We start from the raw sequence: 18,010 nt of genomic DNA on the forward strand, positions 1-18,010 counted from the left end.
CCCGCGCGCCCCGCGGCGGCAGGCCGCACGATGGACGAGACGCTCGATCTGGAGGACACGACGTGGAGACCAAACCGCTGTCGCCGCAGGCGCGGCAGGACGCGCTGCGCGAGATGGCCGAGGGCGAGCTCGACGTGCTCGTCGTCGGCGGGGGCGTCGTCGGCACCGGCGCCGCCCTGGACGCGGTGACCCGCGGCCTGCGCACCGGGCTGGTGGAGGCGCGCGACTGGGCCAGCGGCACCTCGAGCCGCTCCAGCAAGCTCATCCACGGCGGCCTGCGCTACCTGGAGATGCTGGACTTCGCCCTCGTGCACGAGGCGCTGCGCGAGCGCGGGCTGCTGCGCAACAAGCTGGCCCCGCACCTGGTGAAGCCGGTGCCGTTCCTGTACCCGCTGACCAAGCGGTTCGCCGAACGCCCCTACGTGGGTTCCGGCGTGGCGTTGTACGACGGCATGGCGCTGTCCAGCGGCAACAACCAGGGTTTCCCGCTGCACCGCCACCTGACCCGCAAGGGGGTGCAGAAGGAGGCGCCCGGCATCCGCCGCGACGCCATGGTCGGCGCCATCCAGTACTACGACGGGCAGGTCGACGACGCCCGCCACACCATGACGATCGCCCGCACCGCCGCCACCTACGGCGCCCTCGCCGCCAACCGCACCCGCGTGAAGGAGTTCCTGCGCGAGGGCGAGCGGGTCGTCGGCGCGGTGCTCGTGGACCTGGAGTCCGGCGAGGAGATCCGGGTGCGCGCCAAGCAGGTCATCAACGCCACCGGCGTGTGGACCGACGAGACGCAGGAGCTCGTGGGGGCGCGCGGGCAGTTCAAGGTGCGCGCCTCCAAGGGCATCCACCTGGTGGTCCCGCGCGACCGCATCCAGTCGAAGACCGGGATGATCCTGCGCACCGAGAAGAGCGTGCTGTTCATCATCCCGTGGGGCCGGCACTGGATCATCGGCACCACCGACACCGACTGGGACCTCGACAAGGCGCACCCGGCGGCCACCAGCGCCGACATCGACTACGTCCTCCAGCACGCCAACGGGGTCCTGAAGTCCCCGCTGACGAGGGCGGACGTGGAGGGCGTCTACGCCGGGCTGCGCCCGCTGCTGAGCGGGGAGTCGGAGTCCACCAGCAAGCTCTCCCGCGAGCACGTCGTCGGCCACCCCGTGCCCGGCCTCGTCGTCGTCGCCGGCGGCAAGTACACGACGTACCGGGTCATGGCGAAGGACGCCGTGGACGTGGCGGTGGACGGCCTGGACGGCAAGGTGCCGCCCTCGACCACCGAGAACGTGCCGCTCGTGGGCGCCGAGGGGTACCACGCGCTGTGGAACCAGCGGCACCAGCTCGCCGCGCGCGCCGGCATCCACGTCGACCACGTGGAGCACCTGCTGAACCGCTACGGCTCGGCGATCGACGAGGTGCTCGCCCTGGTCGAGCGGGACCGGACCCTGGGCGAGGTGCTGCCGCACGCCGACGACTACCTGAAGGCGGAGGTCGTCTACGCCGCCACGCACGAGGGCGCCCGCCACCTGGACGACGTCCTGGCCCGCCGGACCCGCATCTCCATCGAGACGTACGACCGCGGCACCGAGAGCGCCGAGCTCGTCGCGCAGCTCGTGGGCGACGCGCTCGGCTGGGACGAGGAGCGCCGCGCCACCGAGGTGCGGACCTACCTGGAGCGGGTGGCCGCCGAGCGCGCCTCCCAGGAGGAGCCCGACGACGCCGCCGCGGACGCGGTGCGCCTGCGCGCCCCGGAGATCGTCCCCGTCTGACGCGTCCCCGCTGCGCGGGTCCCGCCGCACCGCGAGCGCGGTGCGGCGGGACCGCTCACAGCGGGTCGGTGAGACGCCGCAGGAACCGCTGCGTGCGCTCCTCGCGGGGGTCGGCGAGGACGGCTTCGGCCGGGCCCCGCTCCACGACGACGCCGCCGTCGAGGAACAGCACCTCGTCGGCGACCTGGCGGGCGAAGCGCATCTCGTGCGTCACCACGACCATCGTCCACCCCTCCGCGGCGAGGTCTCGCATCACGGCGAGGACCTCGCCGACGAGCTCGGGGTCCAGCGCGGACGTGGGCTCGTCGAACAGCATCAGCTCCGGGCGGATCGCCAGCGCCCGGGCGATGCCCACGCGCTGCTGCTGGCCGCCGGAGAGCTGGAAGGGGAACTGCTCGGCCTTGTCGGCCAGGCCGACGCGCTCCAGCAGCGCCACCGCTTCGGCACGCACCTCCTCGCGCGGTCGTCGCTGCACGACGACCGGGCCCTCCACGACGTTCGCCAGGACGCTCAGGTGCGGGAACAGGTTGTGGCTCTGGAAGACCATGCCGCTCTGGGCGCGCAGCCGCCGCACCGCCCGCTTCGCCGCACCGCCGCGCTCCGGCTGCGGGAACGCCACCTCGACCTCGCCGATGCGCACGCTGCCCGCGTCCGGCAGTTCCAGCGCGTTGAGCGAGCGCAGCACCGTCGTCTTGCCCGACCCGGACGGGCCGATGAGCACGGTGACGGTACCCGCCGGTGCGGTCACGTCGATGCCGCGCAGGACCTCGTGGTCCCCGAACGCCTTGCGCAGCCCGCGCGCCTCCAGCAGCGGCGCCCCGCCCCCGGCGGCCCCCGCGCCCGTCGCTCCCCGCACCGCGCTCACCTCACCACGTACCTGTTCAGGCGCGTCTCCACGCGCGACTGGGCGAACGACAGCACCAGGCACACCACCCAGTAGTAGACGGCCGCCACCCCGTACAGCACGAAGAACTCGAACGTGGGCGCCGCGATCTCCTGCGCCCGGCGGAGCAGTTCGGTCACCTGGATCGTGGAGGCGAGGGAGGTGTCCTTCACCAGCGAGATGAGGGTGTTGGACAGCGGGGGCACGGCGACCCGCGACGCCTGCGGCAGCACGATGCGGCGCATCGTGGTGGGGTAGTCCATGCCGATCGTCAGCGCCGCCTCGGTCTGGCCGCGGGGAACCGCGAGGATCGCGGAACGGATGACCTCGGAGGCGTAGCCGCCGACGTTGAGGGTGAAGGCGATCACCGCGGCGGGGAAGGCGGGGATCGTCACCTCCAGCGAGGGCAGCCCGTAGTAGATGATGAACAGCTGCAGCAGCAGCGGGGTGCCGCGGATGACGGACACGTAGGCGCGCGCGAGCCCCGAGAGCACCCGCACGCCGGACAGCCGCATCAGCGCCACGACCAGCGCCAGGACGAGACCGAGCGTGAAGCTGATGACCGTCAGGGGGATGGTGCCGAGCACGAGCCCGCTCAGCAGCGGCCCCAGCGAGTCCAGCACCAGCTGCCACGTACCCGCGTCCACGTGCTCCCCTCCGCCGTCCCGCCGCCCGGATCAGCCGGCGGCCGGGCCGGAGACGTCCTCACCGAACCACTTCTGCGAGATCTCCGCCAGCGTGCCGTCGGCGCGCAGGCTCTCCAGCGCGTCGCTGACCTGCTGGGCGAGCTCGGTGTCCTCCTTCGGGAAGACGAACGCCTGCTGGGTGGTGTCCGGCGTCTCGGCGGCGATCTCGATGCCGGTGTCCCCGGTGGTCTTGAGGTACTCCAGGACGGCGAGGTTGTCGTTGATCGTCACGTCGACGCGCCCCTGCTTGAGGAGGGTGGCGGCCTGGGCGAAGCCCTCGACGGCCTCCACCTGCGCACCGGCGTCGGTGGCGGTCTGCGCCCAGTTGCTCGTCGCGGACTGCGCCGACGTCTTGCCCGCCACGTCGGCCAGCGAGGTGATGGACGTGTCGCCGGCGCGGGTGACGACGACGCCGGTGGAGACCGTGTAGGGGGTGGAGAAGGCGTACTCGGCCTCGCGCTCGGGCGTGATGGAGACCTGGTTGGCGACGCCGTCGTAGCGGCCGGCCTCCATGCCCGCCATCAGGGCGTCCCAGGTGTTCTCGGAGAACTCCACCTCGCGGCCGAGCTCCTCACCGACCGCCTCCGCCACGTCGATGTCGTAGCCGACGAGCTCGTCGGTCTGCTCGTCGTGGTAGCTGAACGGCGCGTACGTGCCCTCCGTGCCGAACGTCAGGGGTTCCTCCGCACCGCCCGAGCCGGCGCCGGTGTCGCCCTCGCCGCCGCAGGCGGCGAGGAGCCCGGTGAGGGCGAGAGCGCTGAGCGTGCCGAGGGTCCTGCGGCGCATCGGGGTGTCCTCCTGGTGCTGTGCGCCCGCTGCGGGCGCCGCGCACCCACGGCGGGCACGCGTCCCGGTGCAGCAGCGGGCGGGGGGTCATCCATTCCCGCGGCGCCCACCGGTCGCGGGCGTGGCCGAGGCGCGCAGGGCCGCGTAGAACGGGCGCAGCGCGTCGGCGAACCCGCCGGCGCCGGGGCCCAGGACCGCCTCGTCGAGGTCGTCGGCGGCGGTGCGCTCCGCCGCGCGCCGCACCGGGCTCAGCTCCGGCGGTTCCGCGGCCAGCCGGTGGAACGCGACCGGGTCGGCCGGCAGGACGTCGGCGGCGGGGGAGGGGCCGGAGGCGGCGCTCTCCACGCGGCGCAGCAGCCCCGCCGGCTCCGCGCCGCGCAGCACCAGGACGGCGGCGGGTTCGGCGTCGGCGTGCTCGGCGAGCGCGTGCAGCAGGGCCGCGACGTGCCCGCAGGCGCGCTCGCGGTCGTCCGGGCAGCTGCAGTCGCGGGTGAGCTCACCCGGTGCGGGCAGCAGGTCCAGGCCGACCTCGCCGAGCAGGTCGCCCAGCGCCGGCGGCACGTCGCCCCCGGCCAGCGGGGCGATGAGCAGCGGGTTCTCCACCAGGACCGCGGTGAGCGCGTCCAGCTCGGCGGGGCCGAAGCGGCGCACGCCCACCTCCACCAGCCACGGGCGCGCTCGCTCGCCCTGCACGCGGGCGGTGGCCGCCCCGGCGCGCACCCGCAGCTCACCCACCGCACCCGTCCCGGCGAGCTCGGCGCCGCGCCGCCACGTGGTGGGGTCGTTCTCGCCCTCCAGCGCGGCGGGCAGCGAGGTGAGCAGCCGGCGGGACCAGCGGGCCGCGGCCGGGCGCGGGCGCCGGGCGCCGTCCCGGGCGCCGCGGGGTGCGGGGCGCAGGGAGCGGGCCACGGCGTCAGTCCCCCACCGCGTCGGCGCCCAGGCGCAGCAGGTCGTGCAGCGCCTCGTCGTCCAGCTCGGTGATCCAGCGCTCACCACCACCGCCGACGACCGAGCCGGCCAGCTCGCGCTTGCGGGCGATGACCTCGTCCACCTTCTCCTCCAGGGTCCCGGCGCTGACGAGCGTGCGCACCTGCACCGCGCGCCGCTGCCCGATGCGGTGCGCCCGGTCGGTGGCCTGGTCCTCCACCGCCGGGTTCCACCAGCGGTCCAGGTGCACGACGTGGTTGGCGGCGGTGAGGTTCAGGCCCGTGCCGGCCGCGCGCAGCGACAGCAGCAGCACCGCCGGGCCGTCCTCGCGGGCGAACTCCGCCACGACCGCGTCCCGGCGGGAGCGGGTCAGCCCGCCGTGCAGGAACGGCACGCGCCGGCCGGTGCGCTCGGACAGGTGCGGGGCCAGCAGGTGCCCGAACTCCGCGAACCGGGTGAAGCACAGCACCTTCTCGCCCTCGGCGAGGGCGGTGGCGACGACGTCGTCGAGGACGGCGAGCTTGCCGGAGCGGTGCCGGCCGCGGTGCAGGACGCCGGAGCCGTCACCGAGGTAGTGCGCGGGGTGGTTGCACACCTGCGCCAGGCGGGTCAGGGTGCCCAGCACCAGCCCGCGTCGGCCGAGGTCGTCGGCGTCGGCGAGGCGGGCCAGCATCCGGTCCAGCACCGCCCGGTACAGCGCGGCCTGCTCCGGGGTGAGGTTCGCGCGCACCGTCATCTCCAGCCGCTCCGGCAGGTCCGGCGCCACCGCGGGGTCGGTCTTGGTGCGCCGCAGCACGAACGGGCGGGTCACCAGCGCCAGGCGCCGCGCGGGTGCGGTGTGGCCGAGCTTCTCCACGGGCACCGCGAACGTGTCGCGGAAGCTCGCGGCGCTGCCCAGCAGGCCCGGGTTCACCGCGTCCAGCACGGCGCGCAGGTCCTCCAGCCGGTTCTCGACCGGGGTGCCGGTCAGCGCCACCCGGTGCTCGGCGGGCACGGCCCGCACGGCGCGCGCGGCGCGGGTGGCGACGTTCTTCACGTGCTGGGCCTCGTCGAGGGCCAGGCGCCGCCACCGCACGGCGGCGAGGTCGGCGGCGTCGCGCACGAGCAGCCCGTAGGTGGTGACGACGAGGTCGTGGGCGGCGGCGGTGCGGGCCAGGCGCTCCCCGGCCGGGCGGCCGGGGCCGTGGTGGACGTGCACGCGCAGGCCGGGGGTGAACCGGGCGGCCTCGGCGGCCCAGTTGCCCACCAGGCTCGTCGGGCACACCAGCAGGGTCGGGCCCGGCGGCGGCCCGTCCCCGGCGGTGCGCTCGTGCAGCTCCAGGGCGAGCAGCTGCAGGGTCTTGCCCAGGCCCATGTCGTCGGCGAGCACCGCGCCCAGCCCCAGCCGGGCCATCGCCGCCAGCCAGGTCACGCCGCGCCGCTGGTAGGGGCGCAGCACCGCGGCGAGCCCCGGCGGGTCGGGCAGCTCCTGCAGGTGGGCCTCGGCCCCGCCGGCGAGGACCTCGCCGAGCGCGCCTCGCGCGTGCACGCCGGTGACGGCGGCGGGCAGGTCGCGCGCCGAGCCGAGGCCGGTGAGCAGGTCCAGGACGGTGGCGCGGCCGCTACCGCGCCGGCGCAGGAACTCCGCGCTGCGCCGCAGCGCCTCGCGGTCCACCTGCACCCACTCGCCGCGGAAGCGCACCAGCGGCTCGCGGGAGGCGGCCAGCGCGCGAAGCTCCGCCTCGGTGACGGGTTCGTCGCCGAGCGCGGCGCGCCACTCGAAGGCGACGAGGTCGGCCCGCCGCAGCCGCGGGTCCGTCACCACCCCCGGTTGGGCGGCGCCGGCGTGCAGGGCGAGACCCACCGTCCGGCGGGTCCAGTGCCGCGGCAGCTGCAGGGCGACGCCGGCGGCGGTCAGGCGGGGCCCGCCCACCTCGACGAGGTCCAGCAGGTCCTCGGCGCCGACCTCGACGTCGGCGTCGGCGGCACCGGCCAGCAACCGCTTCAGCGGGGGGTGCGCGGCGGCGGCCTGGGCGGTGCGGGCCATGAGCACCAGCAGCGGGTCCTCGCCGGGACCGCCGCCGGACTCGGCCCGCACCTGCTCCAGCGTCAGGGTGAGGCTGGGTTCGTCCACGGGGCGCAGCCGGGCGTGCAGCCGCCACGGCGCCTCCTCGCCCGGCGCGGGTTCCAGCACCCGCAGCACGAGGTCGTAGCCGGTCTCGTCGGCGCTGCGGTGCCAGTCGCGCACCCGGTGCGCCAGGGCGCGCGGCTGCGCGCCGGCGGGCACGGTCTCGCCGGTGGTCAGCGCCCGCAGCCAGGCCGCCGGGGCGGGCCCCAGGTCGTGCGGGCCGGGGCGCACGTGCGCGGTGCGGCGGCTGACGAGCAGGTCGGTGACGGCTGCGCACACCTCGTCGACGAGCGCGCCGGCCGCCGGGACCGGGGTGCGCGGCGGGCGGGCCTCGGCGCGCAGGACGGCGGGCGCCAGCTCGGCCAGGGCGGTGCGCCAGCGCTGGAAGCGCTTGTCGGGCAGCGGCACCCAGCGGGCCAGGTGCTCGCCGCCCACCTCGCCCAGCGCGGGCACGACCGAGCCGGCGTCCACCGCCGCGCGAGCCCCGCGCGCGACGTGCGCGAGCCAGCGCAGCCCGTCGCCGGCCACGGCGCCCGCCGGGCCGGGCCCCGCCGCGTCCAGCACCTCGGTGAGCACGTCCACGGCGGCGTCGCCGCGCAGCTCCACCACGGGCACCGCCACCTCGCGCAGCCGCAGGTCCGCGCGGGGGCGGGCGCCCGCGGCCGCGGGCCGGCCGGCGGGGGTGCAGGGCAGCTCCAGCACCAGCGGGCGGGTCACCGGCCGGGCCAGGGCCGCGGCCAGGTGCACCGCCCGGGGTGCGGCGGCCGCCAGCGCCGCCAGGTCGGCGGGACGGGCCGCGCCGGCGGGCCGGCGGGGCGCCTCCACCCACAGGGCCAGGGTGCCGGCGCGCGTCCACGCGCCGTGGGCGCGCGGTGCGGCGGGAGCTGGGGGGCGAGCGGGCACGCGGGGAGGGTAGGCGCCGGTGCCGACACGGGCCCCGCGGCGGCCCCGCAGCGACCCGGCAATCGCTTTCCAACCGGCGCCGCCGCTGCGAGGATGCACCGGTGACCGCCCCACCGCCGGGCCGGCTCCTCGACGGGGCCCGTCCGCTGCGCTCGGCCCTGCACCTGCTGGGCGCCCACCGCCGGCGCGTCGCCACGGCCGTCGCCTTCATGGCCGTGAAGGAGACGCCGCTGTGGCTCATGCCGGTCATCACCGGCCGCGTCATCGACGTCCTCGTCACCGGCGGCCCCGTGCACCGGCTGTGGCTGTGGACGGCCGTCGCCGTGGCCGCCCTGGTGCAGAACTACCCGTGCATGGTGCAGTTCACCAAGCGCTACATGGGGGCGGTGCGCACCACCGGCGCCGGCCTGCGCAACGCGCTGGCCGAGCGGCTGCAGAACCTGTCCATCGGCTTCCACACCCGCACCAGCGCCGCCGTCGTGCAGACGAAGGTCGTGCGGGACGTGGAGAACGTCGAGCTGATGTTCCAGCAGATCGCCCACCCGCTGCTGTCGGCGACGATGGTGGTGCTCGGCGCCGTGGTGATGACCGCGCTCTCCGTCCCGCAGTTCCTGCCGTTCTACGCGCTGACCATCCCGCTGGCGGTGCTGCTGCGGTACGTGCTGGCGAAGCGCTCCCGGCAGCGCAACGAGGAGCTGCGCCGGGAGGTCGAGCGGTTCTCCGCCCGGGTGGGGGAGATGGCCACGCTCATGCCGATCACCCGCGCGCACGGCCTGGAGCGCACCGCCGCGGACCGGGTCGCCGCGGGGGCCCGCGAGGTGCAGGAGGCGGGTCTGCGCCTGGACGTGCTCAACGGGCGCTTCAGCGCGCTGTCGTGGGTGAGCCTGCAGCTGCTGGGGGTGCTGTGCCTGGTGCTCGCCGCGTTCGCCTCCCTGACCGGGGTGCTGGAGATCACCCCCGGTCAGGTGGTGCAGCTGTCGTCGTACTTCACCCTGCTGACCGGTGCGGTGACGAACCTGCTGATGCTGCTGCCGGCCGGCGCGCGCGGCCTGGAGTCGATCCGCTCCATCGCCGAGGTCCTGGCCGAACCGGACCTGGAGGAGAACGAGGGCAAGCGCACCGTGGCGGCCGTGCGCGGCGAGCTGGCGCTGCGGGACGTGCGCTACCGCTACCCGGGCGCTGCCGAGGACGCCCTGGCCGGCGTCACCCTCGACGTCCTGCCGGGGGAGACGGTGGCGTTCGTGGGTTCCTCCGGCTCGGGCAAGTCCACGCTGCTGAACCTGGTGCTGGGGTTCGTCCGGCCCACGGCCGGCCGGTTCCTCGTCGACGGCGTGGACGCCGCCACCCTGGACCTGCGCAGCGTGCGCCGGCACGTCTCGGTCGTGCCCCAGGAGTCCGTGCTGTTCGAGGGTTCCGTCCGCGAGAACGTCACGTACGGGTTGCGGGACGTCCCCGACGAGAAGGTGCGACGCGCCCTCGCCGACGCCAACGCCGCGGGTTTCGTGGACGCCCTGCCCGGCGGGTGGGACACCGTCGTCGGCGAGCGCGGCGCCCGGTTGTCCGGTGGGCAGCGCCAGCGGCTCGCCATCGCGCGCGCCCTCGTGCGGGACCCGCAGGTGCTGCTGCTGGACGAGGCCACCTCGGCGCTGGACGCGGAGTCGGAGGTGGCGGTGCAGCAGGCGCTGGCGCGCCTGATGCGCGGGCGGACCACGCTCGTCGTCGCGCACCGGCTGTCCACCGTGCGCGCCGCCGACCGCATCGTCGTCCTGGACCGGGGCCGCGTCGTCGAGGCCGGTGCCCACGAGGAACTGCTCACCGCCGGCGGCCGCTACGCGCGGCTGCAGGAGGCGCAGAGGACGTGACCGCTCGGACCGGGAGGAAACCCGTGCTGGACTCGGACCAGGAACCCACCGCGGTGCCGCTCGCCCCCGCGCACCTGACCGTCGACGACCTGCACCGCCCGCTGAGCGCGGGCCGCTCGCCGCGCTTCGGCTGGCTGCCGCAGCACCCCGGCGGCGACCAGGTGCAGAGCGCGTACCAGCTGCTGGTGCGCGCCGCCGCGGACGGGCGCGTCGTCGCCGACACCGGGCGGGTGGAGTCGCCGGAGTTCCAGCGGGTGCGCTGCCCCGGGGCGGGCCTGCCGCCGGGGGAGGAGTTCACCTGGACGGTGCGCACGTGGGACCGTGGCGGCGCCGTCTCGCCGTACGCGCCCGAGGAGCGTTTCGACACCGCGCTGACCGACCGCGACTGGTCCGGGGCGCAGTGGGTCCGGCGCGTGCCGGCGCCACCGGCGACGGGGTCGGGCACCACGTCCCTGGACGCCTACGACGACTACACGCTGGCCCGTGTCGAGGTGGACGTGCCCGCCTCGCCCGTGGTGCGGGCTCGCGTGCACGTCGCGGCGAGCAAGCAGTACGAGCTGCACCTGGACGGCGCGGTCATCGCCCTCGGTCACGCGTTCGGCTACCCCTCGGAGGGGTACTTCCAGAGCACCGACGTCACCGCGCACGTGCGCGCGGGAACCCGCCTGGCGATCGGGATGATCCACCACTACTGGGTGGGCACCTGCCAGGGGAACCCTCCCGGCCCGGACGCCCACCCGTCCGGTTTCCTGCTCAAGCTCGTCGCCGACCACGCCGACGGCTCCCGCACCACCGTCGTCAGCGACGGGACCTGGCGCGTGGCGCGCGCGCCGCAGTGGTGCGCCCCCGAGGTCGACGACGTGCCCGGAAGCCCGCGCCGCTACACCGAGCGCTACCGCAACGACGACGCCGGCGACTACTGGGAGGAGCGCGACGCCCGCGCCGAACCGGAGGGCTGGGACCGGCCCGGCTACGACGGCCGGGGCGCGCGGTGGGAGGAACCCGTCGTCGTGGGGGAGCACCCGCTGCCGCCGCCCGCCGACGGTTCGCCGGAGTTCACCCGGCTGACCGCCCAGGAGACGCGGCTGGAACGCACCGAGCGCGAGGCGGTGTCGCTGACCCGGCTGCCGGACGGCTCGCTCGTCGCGGACCTCGGGCAGGTCGTCTCGGCCGTTCCCGTGCTGCGGTTCCGCCGCGGCGTCGCCGGCCGGCGGGTCCGGGTCCTCACCGGGTACGCGCTGGCCGCCGACGGGCGCGTGGCCACCGACCGCACCTCCACGCAGGGCAGCCGCACCTGGTTCGACGTCGTGCAGCGCGACGGCGAGCAGGAGGTGCGCCCGTTCACGTACTGGGGCTTCCGCTACGTGCAGCTGCCCGCGGACGCCCTGGTGGGCGAGGAGCCGACGTGCGCGGACGTGCGCGCGGTGGTCCAGCACACCGAGGCCCCGCACCCGGCGACCTTCTCCAGCTCCGAACCGGTGCTGGACGAGGTGTTCGAGCTGATGCGGCACTCGGCGCTGGTGTGCGCCCAGGAGCAGTTCCTGGACACCCCCACCCGGGAGAAGGGGCAGTTCACCGCCGACGCGATCAACATCTCCGCCGCCACGACGGCGGCGTGCGGGGAGCGCGCCCTGACCCGGCAGGCGATCCGCGAGATCGTCGCCTCGCAGGCGCGGTACTGGAACGAGGGGGAGTTCCGCGGGCGCGTCAACGCCGTCTACCCCAACGGCGACGGCCCCCGCGACATCCCCGACTTCACCGAGATGGTCCCGGGGTGGGTGTGGGACCACCACGTCGAGACCGGGGACCTGGACCTGCCCGGGCAGGTGTACCCGGCGCTGGTGGAGATCGGCGAGTACGTGCAGCGCGCCACCGACCCCGCCACGGGCCTGGTGACCGCGCTGCCCGGCGGCGGCTCGCGCGGGCGGGAGAACGCCGTGTACCGGCAGGGCATCGTCGACTGGCCCGCCGCGATGCGCTACGGCTACGACTGGGACGGCACCCTCGACGGGGTGCGCACCCCCGTCAACGCCTGGGCGGTGCAGGCGCACGCGTCGCTGGCGCGCCTGGCGCGCGCGCTGGGCCGGCCGGCGGACGAGGTCGCCCGGCACGAGGAGCGCGCCGCCGCGCTGGTGCGCGCGGTCAACGCCCGGTTGCGCCGCCCGGACGGCGTCTACGTCGACGGCCTGGCCCCCGACGGCACCCCCTCCGCGCACGCCGGGCAGATCTCCAGCTCCCTGCCGCTGGCGTTCGGGTTCGTGCCGGAGGCGGACGTCGCCGCGGTCGCCGACCACGTGCAGTCCCTGGGGATGAACCAGGGACCGATGACGGCGCACCGGCTGCTGCAGGCGCTGGCCGCAGCCGGGCGCACCGACGCGGTGCTGCGCCTGCTCACCGACCCGGACGCGGACGGCTGGGCGAACGTCCTGGCCCGCGGCGGCACCTGCTGCTGGGAGCAGTGGAACCCCGTGGACGACCAGAGCCTCTCCCACGGCTGGGGCGCGCAGGCCCTCGTGGACGTCCTGGAGGTGCTGCTGGGGGTGCGCGTCGCCGCCCCCGGCGCCGCTCTCGTGGAGGTGCGGCCGCCGGTGTGCTCGCTGCGGCGGGCGGCGGGCACCCGCTGGACGCAGCGCGGGCCGGTCTCGGTGCGCTGGTCGCGCGAGGAGGGCTCCGGCACGCGGCTGGAGGTGGACGTGCCCGTGGGCGTCACCGCGCGCGTCGTCCTGCCGGCCGACTCGCCGGGTGCGCACGGCGAGGGCCGCCCGCGCCTGCTCGAGGAGGGCGCCGGTCACCTCACGCACCTCGTCGGCAGCGGCCGCACGGTGTTCGGCCGGGGCGCGTGAGGCCCCACCGCCCCGTCGGCGGACCCGGCGCGCCTCACGCCTCCTGGCGGGGGGAACCGGGGCGCCGGTCGCGGCGCGGCGCGGCGGGGCCCACCGCCCCGCCGACGTCCTCGGCGGCGCGCAGCGCCAGCGCACCGCCCGAGGCGGTGAGCACCGCGGCGACCACCGTCCCGGGGGCGCCCAGCGACTCGGCGCCCGCGGCGAACGGCACCACCGCCGCCACCGCCGCGGCCGCGAGCAGCAGGACGCGGCGCGAGCGGCGGGGCGCGGTCAGCGCGGCGGGGGCCAGCGCGGGCAGCACCAGCAGCAGGACGCACAGCAGCGCCACGGCGACCAGGACGGTGCCGGGGGCTCGCACCGCCCCGACGGCGGCCGTGGCGGTGTAGGACGCCGCCCACGCGGTGGGCAGCCCCCTCCACGTCCTCGACCTCGCGACGCCGGTCCCGTCCACGACGACCCCTCCCACCTGCGAGGGGAACCCCGCGCCCGCCCCCGCGTCAAGCCCCCCGGGCGCGGCGGTGTCAGCCGCGCACCACCCGGTACCGGCACACCAGCACCCCGGTGGGTGCCGTGGTCGCGGACACCAGCTCCAGCGGCCGCGCCCGCCCGTCGGCGGGGAACACGCCCTTGCCGCCGCCGAGCAGCACCGGTTCCAGCGCGAGCTGGTACTCGTCGACGAGGTCGTGCTGCGCCAGCTGCGTCGCCAGCGAGGCGCTGCCCATCACCTGCAGCACGCCGCCGGCACCGGCTCCGCCCTCCTCGCGCAGCCGGCGCACCGCGCCGATCGCGTCGCCCGCCGGCAGCAGGTGCGAGCCCCGCCACGTCAGGTCGGCGGGGGTGAGGGTGCGCGAGGCGACGTGCTTGGGGATCGTGTTCATCCGGTCGGTGAACTCGTCGCCGTCCTCGCCGCGCTCGGGCCAGGCGGCGGCCATGGCCCGCCAGGTGCGGGCGCCGAACAGCAGCGCCTCCGTCTCGCCCATGAGGGCGTCGACCGCGCCGCCGAGCACCTCGGGGTCGAAGTGCGGCATCGACCAGCCGCCGTGGGCGAAACCGCCGTCGGTGTCCTCCTCCGCCCCGCCCGGTGCCTGCACGACGCCGTCCAGGCTCGTGAACTCGCTGACGACGATCCTCACCGCTGCTCCTCCGTCTCCTGCGCCACCGCTCGACCTGCAGACCCGCGCGGGCGCGGGAACTCATCGCGGGGGCGCGGGGGCGCGGTCGGCTCGTCCCGCGACAGCACCGCCCGGGCACGAGGTGCCGCCTCGCAGCGTGACATTCGTGTGACGCAGTGTCATGAGGTGTCCCCTGCCCAGGGGAGACGCGGCCGACAGCGAGCGTTCTCACAGCCGCGTCCGGCACGGTGGAGCGGTGCCCGGGACGTGCTCCCGAGCGCGAGCACGGTGCCGGCGGGGGGCCGGCCCGGGACTGCGAGCGGTCCACGAGCGGTGGACGGGTGAGGAGCGGGCGTGGCGGTCAGCGGACGCAGTGTGCAGCGCGTGCCGGTCGAGGAGCTGGACCCCTGGGCGCGCGCCGAGTGGTACGGCCTCTTCGACCGCCAGGAGGGCGTGGCCAACCCCTTCTGCTCGCCGCTGTGGGTGGAGCACTGGTACAGCACCCACGTGCCCCGCCCCGAGGACCGCCACCTGCTGTTCGTGCGGGACGAGGAGAGCCGGCTCGTCGGGGTCGCCGCGATGCACGAGCAGGCCGTCGGCCCCCGGCGCCTGCCCGTCGGGCGGCGCCTCGTCCCCGTCGGGTACGGCCGGTCCACACCCCTGGAGCTGCCGCAGGTCCTCAGCGCCCGCGGCCAGGCCCGGGCGGTCCACCAGGCCGTCGTGCGCCACTGCCGCGACGTGGGCACCGACTGGGCGGAGCTGTCGATCCCCCGCGACGAGGCGTGGTTCGAACCCGCGTGGGTGCAGGACACCACCGCCGAGTCCCCGTACCACGCCCACCGCGCTGCCCGCGCCTGCGTCGTGCTGCCGCTGCAGGAGTCCTGGGAGGCCACCCGCGGCGAGTTCAAGCGCAACCTCAAGGAGAGCCTGCGCCGCGGTCGCAACCGGCTGACCAGGAGCGGCCGCTCCTGGCAGCTGCGCACCCTCGAGGGCGCGGAGATCGACGAGGCCGCCGTGCACCGGTTCTTCGGGCTGCACGCCGCGCGCGCCGGTTTCGCGGGCAGCACCTCCACCCACCCGGACGCCTACGCGGACGACTCGGCCCGCGGCTTCCTCACCGCCCTCCTGCCGCGCCTGGCGGACGCCAAGGAGGCGTCCCTGGTGGAGCTCGTCGTGGACGGGGAGGTGGTGGCGGTGCAGCTGGCGCTGCACGCCCCGGGGTGCACGTACGTCCACTCCTCGGGCCTGGACCCGGCGTACTGGGAGTTCTCCGCCGTGACCCTCCTGCAGGCGGAGGTGGTCCGCTCCGCCGCCGAGCGCGGTGACCGGGTCGTCAACTTCTCCCCGGGGCCGAACGTCGCGAAGATGCGGTGGAGCGAGCGCGTGCACGTCGTCGACGACTTCGCCTTCGCCACCGGGTCCCGGGCGTCCGGGCTGCGCTACCTCGCGTTCTCCCAGCTCGCCGCCGTCAAGCAGTTCCGGCACGCCGTGGCCGTGGCGCGCTCGAACAGCCCGGCGGCGCCCACGGGCTCCGCGGCGGCCCCCGGGGCGCCGAGCGCCGGCTGAACGGCCCCGACGCGCAGCGCCCCGCCGCCCGGCGCGGTGCCGGGCGACGGGGCGCTGCGCGGGGTGGGGCGGGGTCAGCCGCGGTGGCCGCCCCCGTGCCCGTTGCCGCGGCCGGACTCGCGAGCGCAGTCGCGGCCGTCGTCCTGGTCGGCCACGAACGAGGCCACCCACGCCATCGGCGCGTTCCAGTTGATGGTGATCTCGTTGGTCGACCACGAGCCGATGTCGTCCACGTAGCAGAACTGCGCCACGCAGCCCTCGGGGAAGAGCGCCGCGGTGATCGGGTCACCGCTGGTGGCGGTCGGCGAGTAGGGGCCGCCGGCCACCGTGCCCGCGGGCGGGTTCGGCAGCGAGGGGTCCAGCTGGTTCGCGTACATCCGCGAGTGCTGGTTCTTCGAGTACACGTCGCCGTAGCCGGTGATGTAGGAGTTGTTCAGCGCGTTGCGGCCGAGCAGGTAGTCCGTGCTGCGGACCACGCCGTCGCGGTAGACGTCCTTTCCGGTCAGGTCGAACGCGGTGCCCATCACCTGCAGGTTGGACAGGATCTGCGCGTTGGAGCCCCAGGCGTACTGCCCGTCCTCGGGGGCGTAGGCCTGACCGAACGGCTGGCTCGCCTGGCCGGCGAGGAGCCGGTCGGCCGCTTCGACGACCGAGCGCCGCACCTGCCGCAGCTCCTGCTCGTTCAGCCGGCTGGGCACGGTGGCCAGGTCCAGGCGGCCCAGGGCGCCCACGTGGCCCCAGTCGAAGCCGCCGGCGGGGAAGACGTCGGCGGTGTGGACGGGCGAGCGCAGGACGTCCTTGCGGAACTGCGGTTCACCGGTGGTCAGGTACAGCTCCGCGGCGGCCCAGTAGAACTCGTCGGACACGTCGTCGTCGTCGTACGGCCCGCTGCCCGGGTTCGGGTCCAGGGCGGCGTCGGGCGCCGGGGCGTACAGCTCCGGGTTGGCCTGCGCCGCCGCGTAGGCGGTGCGGGCCGCGGCGAGCAGGCGCTTCGAGAACTCCGGGTCGAAGTCCGCGAACAGGCGGGCGCCCTGCGCGGCGGTGGCCGCCACGTTCAGGGTCGCGGCGGTGGAGGGCCGGTACAGCACGCGCTCCTGCGGGTCGGCGGCCGGGTCCATCGGCAGACCGGTCCAGTCGACGTCGGCGACCTTGTGGAACACCATCCCCTCCAGGGGGCGGCCGGGCTGCACCTGCATCTTCAGGAACCACTCCAGCTCCCAGCGTGCCTCGTCGAGGACGTCCGGGACGCCGTTGCCGGCCTCGGGGATGCGCAGGGTGCCGTCGGCGAGCGCACCTCGGTCGGCGGTGGGCGCGTGCAGGCTGCGCTCGTACTGCTGCAGCAGCTGCGCGACCGCGATGCCGCCGTTGACGACGTACTTGCCGTGGTCGCCGGCGTCGTACCAGCCGCCGGTGACGTCGGTGGTGTAGTCGCACGTCCAGGGCTCGTCGCCCTGCTTCACGAGGATCTCCTGCGAGTCGTCGTCCAGGCTCTGGCACGGCACCGCCGTGTCGCCCTGGTTCGGCGCCACGCCCACGTGGCCGGCCTCGCGGCCGTAGCCGGGGGCGAGCTCGTCGGAGATCGGGGTGCCGCTGCGGTTGGTGTAGAAGAACGTCATCGCGTCGTCGCGCAGGCGCTCGTAGGCGGCCGCGCCGATGTCGAACGGGTGGCTGGTCTCGCCGTCGGCGACCAGCACGTACTCCTCGCCGGCCTTCGCGTAGCGGCTGAAGTCGATCGTGTGCACGTTCAGGCCGGCGCTGGGGTCGACGCCGCGCGGGGTGGTCCTGCCCTCCGCGACGGTGGCGCCGGCGGCGTTCCTCAGCTCCCACGGCAGGGCGCTCGTGGCGTCGGTGACCAGCGTGGCGCCCTTGGGGCCCTCGGGCAGGTACGTCTCCTGGTTCACCCGCACGCGCGGGCCGGTCTCGGGAACGTACGGCGGGCGTTCGGCGCCGCCCTCGAGGACCACGTCGTCCACGCACAGCGTGTACCCGGCGGGGTTGACGACGTCCTGCTGGAAGGCCAGCTGGGCGTTCGGGTAGTCGCGGTCGGCGGTGAAGAAGTACTCGTAGGTGCCGAACGCGGTCCCGAAGGCGGGCTTCTCGGCCGGCAGGAACTGGTGGTAGTTCACGTCGGCGCCGCCCTGGACGATGACGCGCACCGGCCCCGGCGCCTCGGTGGCCGGGGTGCTGCGGGCGCGGAAGGTGAGCTTGTAGCCCTCCCCGGCCACGAGCGGGATCTCCTGCTGGATCCCCGCGCTGTAGGCCGCGCTGCCGGCGGGCACGGTGGTGCAGCCGGCGCCGTCCTGGACGGACCCGGCCGGGTAGATCGACCACCCGGTGGTGCCCTGGTCGAAGCTGCCGTTCGTGATCTGGTCGGCGGCGTGGGCCGCGGTCGGGGTGAGCAGCAGGCTCGCCGGGGCGAGCAGTGCGGTGGCCGCGGTCAGTGCGCGGGCGCGGCGCTTCCGCGCGGGGTGCATCGGCACGTGGTCCTCCTCGTTGAGAGCGCTCTCACAGCGCGCGGACAGCCTCACCCGCCGCCTTCCGTCTGTCAATGCGACCCCGCCCCTCC

The 18,010-nt window shown here is 75.8% G+C and carries 12 protein-coding genes; 4 read left to right on the top strand and 8 right to left on the bottom strand.

The window, feature by feature from the left end:
- Nucleotides 1-62 precede the first annotated feature (62 nt).
- Entirely contained in the window at nucleotides 63-1,769 is a 1,707-nt protein-coding gene (locus tag V9U69_RS03945; RefSeq protein ID WP_337060000.1) for a glycerol-3-phosphate dehydrogenase/oxidase, read from the top strand.
- 55 nt (nucleotides 1,770-1,824) lie between these two features.
- Here the strand turns inward: V9U69_RS03945 and V9U69_RS03950 are convergent, their stop codons facing one another.
- The 5 genes from V9U69_RS03950 to V9U69_RS03970 form a co-directional block, all read right to left on the bottom strand.
- Nucleotides 1,825-2,625: an amino acid ABC transporter ATP-binding protein gene (locus V9U69_RS03950; RefSeq protein WP_337060001.1), complete on the bottom strand. Its 801-nt coding sequence runs from the start codon at nucleotides 2,623-2,625 to the stop codon at nucleotides 1,825-1,827.
- 5 nt (nucleotides 2,626-2,630) lie between these two features.
- On the bottom strand, nucleotides 2,631-3,299 hold the full coding sequence (locus V9U69_RS03955; RefSeq protein WP_337060002.1) for an amino acid ABC transporter permease: 669 nt from the start codon (nucleotides 3,297-3,299) through the stop codon (nucleotides 2,631-2,633).
- Nucleotides 3,300-3,329: 30 nt separating this feature from the next.
- Nucleotides 3,330-4,124: an amino acid ABC transporter substrate-binding protein gene (locus tag V9U69_RS03960; RefSeq protein ID WP_337060003.1), complete on the bottom strand. Its 795-nt coding sequence runs from the start codon at nucleotides 4,122-4,124 to the stop codon at nucleotides 3,330-3,332.
- Between the two features lie 87 nt (nucleotides 4,125-4,211).
- A complete protein-coding gene (locus tag V9U69_RS03965; RefSeq protein ID WP_337060004.1) occupies nucleotides 4,212-5,033 on the bottom strand; it encodes an SWIM zinc finger family protein in 822 nt (273 codons plus the stop codon).
- Between the two features lie 4 nt (nucleotides 5,034-5,037).
- The gene (locus V9U69_RS03970) at nucleotides 5,038-8,061 is read right to left on the bottom strand and encodes a DEAD/DEAH box helicase (RefSeq protein ID WP_337060005.1); all 3,024 of its coding nucleotides are present in this window, start codon (nucleotides 8,059-8,061) and stop codon (nucleotides 5,038-5,040) included.
- A 101-nt stretch (nucleotides 8,062-8,162) separates the two neighbouring features.
- On the opposite strand from V9U69_RS03970, the gene V9U69_RS03975 reads away from it, so the two are divergent.
- Both V9U69_RS03975 and V9U69_RS03980 read left to right on the top strand, forming a co-directional pair.
- Nucleotides 8,163-9,923: an ABC transporter ATP-binding protein gene (locus tag V9U69_RS03975; protein ID WP_337060006.1), complete on the top strand. Its 1,761-nt coding sequence runs from the start codon at nucleotides 8,163-8,165 to the stop codon at nucleotides 9,921-9,923.
- A gap of 23 nt (nucleotides 9,924-9,946) precedes the next feature.
- On the top strand, nucleotides 9,947-12,766 hold the full coding sequence (locus V9U69_RS03980; protein WP_337060007.1) for a family 78 glycoside hydrolase catalytic domain: 2,820 nt from the start codon (nucleotides 9,947-9,949) through the stop codon (nucleotides 12,764-12,766).
- A gap of 34 nt (nucleotides 12,767-12,800) precedes the next feature.
- On the opposite strand, the gene V9U69_RS03985 is transcribed toward V9U69_RS03980, so the two are convergent.
- Together V9U69_RS03985 and V9U69_RS03990 are read right to left on the bottom strand one after the other, a co-directional pair.
- Nucleotides 12,801-13,217 (bottom strand): hypothetical protein, encoded by a 417-nt coding sequence (locus V9U69_RS03985; protein ID WP_337060008.1) that lies wholly within the window; start codon nucleotides 13,215-13,217, stop codon nucleotides 12,801-12,803.
- Between the two features lie 70 nt (nucleotides 13,218-13,287).
- A complete protein-coding gene (locus V9U69_RS03990; RefSeq protein WP_337060009.1) occupies nucleotides 13,288-13,899 on the bottom strand; it encodes a dihydrofolate reductase family protein in 612 nt (203 codons plus the stop codon).
- Between the two features lie 333 nt (nucleotides 13,900-14,232).
- Here V9U69_RS03990 and V9U69_RS03995 point away from each other — a divergent pair, with 333 nt between their 5' ends.
- On the top strand, nucleotides 14,233-15,444 hold the full coding sequence (locus V9U69_RS03995; protein WP_337060010.1) for a GNAT family N-acetyltransferase: 1,212 nt from the start codon (nucleotides 14,233-14,235) through the stop codon (nucleotides 15,442-15,444).
- Between the two features lie 74 nt (nucleotides 15,445-15,518).
- On the opposite strand, the gene V9U69_RS04000 is transcribed toward V9U69_RS03995, so the two are convergent.
- The gene (locus V9U69_RS04000; RefSeq protein WP_337060054.1) at nucleotides 15,519-17,918 is read right to left on the bottom strand and encodes a glycoside hydrolase family 9 protein; all 2,400 of its coding nucleotides are present in this window, start codon (nucleotides 17,916-17,918) and stop codon (nucleotides 15,519-15,521) included.
- Nucleotides 17,919-18,010: the final 92 nt, after the last annotated feature.

It is taken from the genome of Kineococcus sp. G2, from assembly GCF_037154035.1.
Lineage (GTDB): Bacteria > Actinomycetota > Actinomycetes > Actinomycetales > Kineococcaceae > Kineococcus.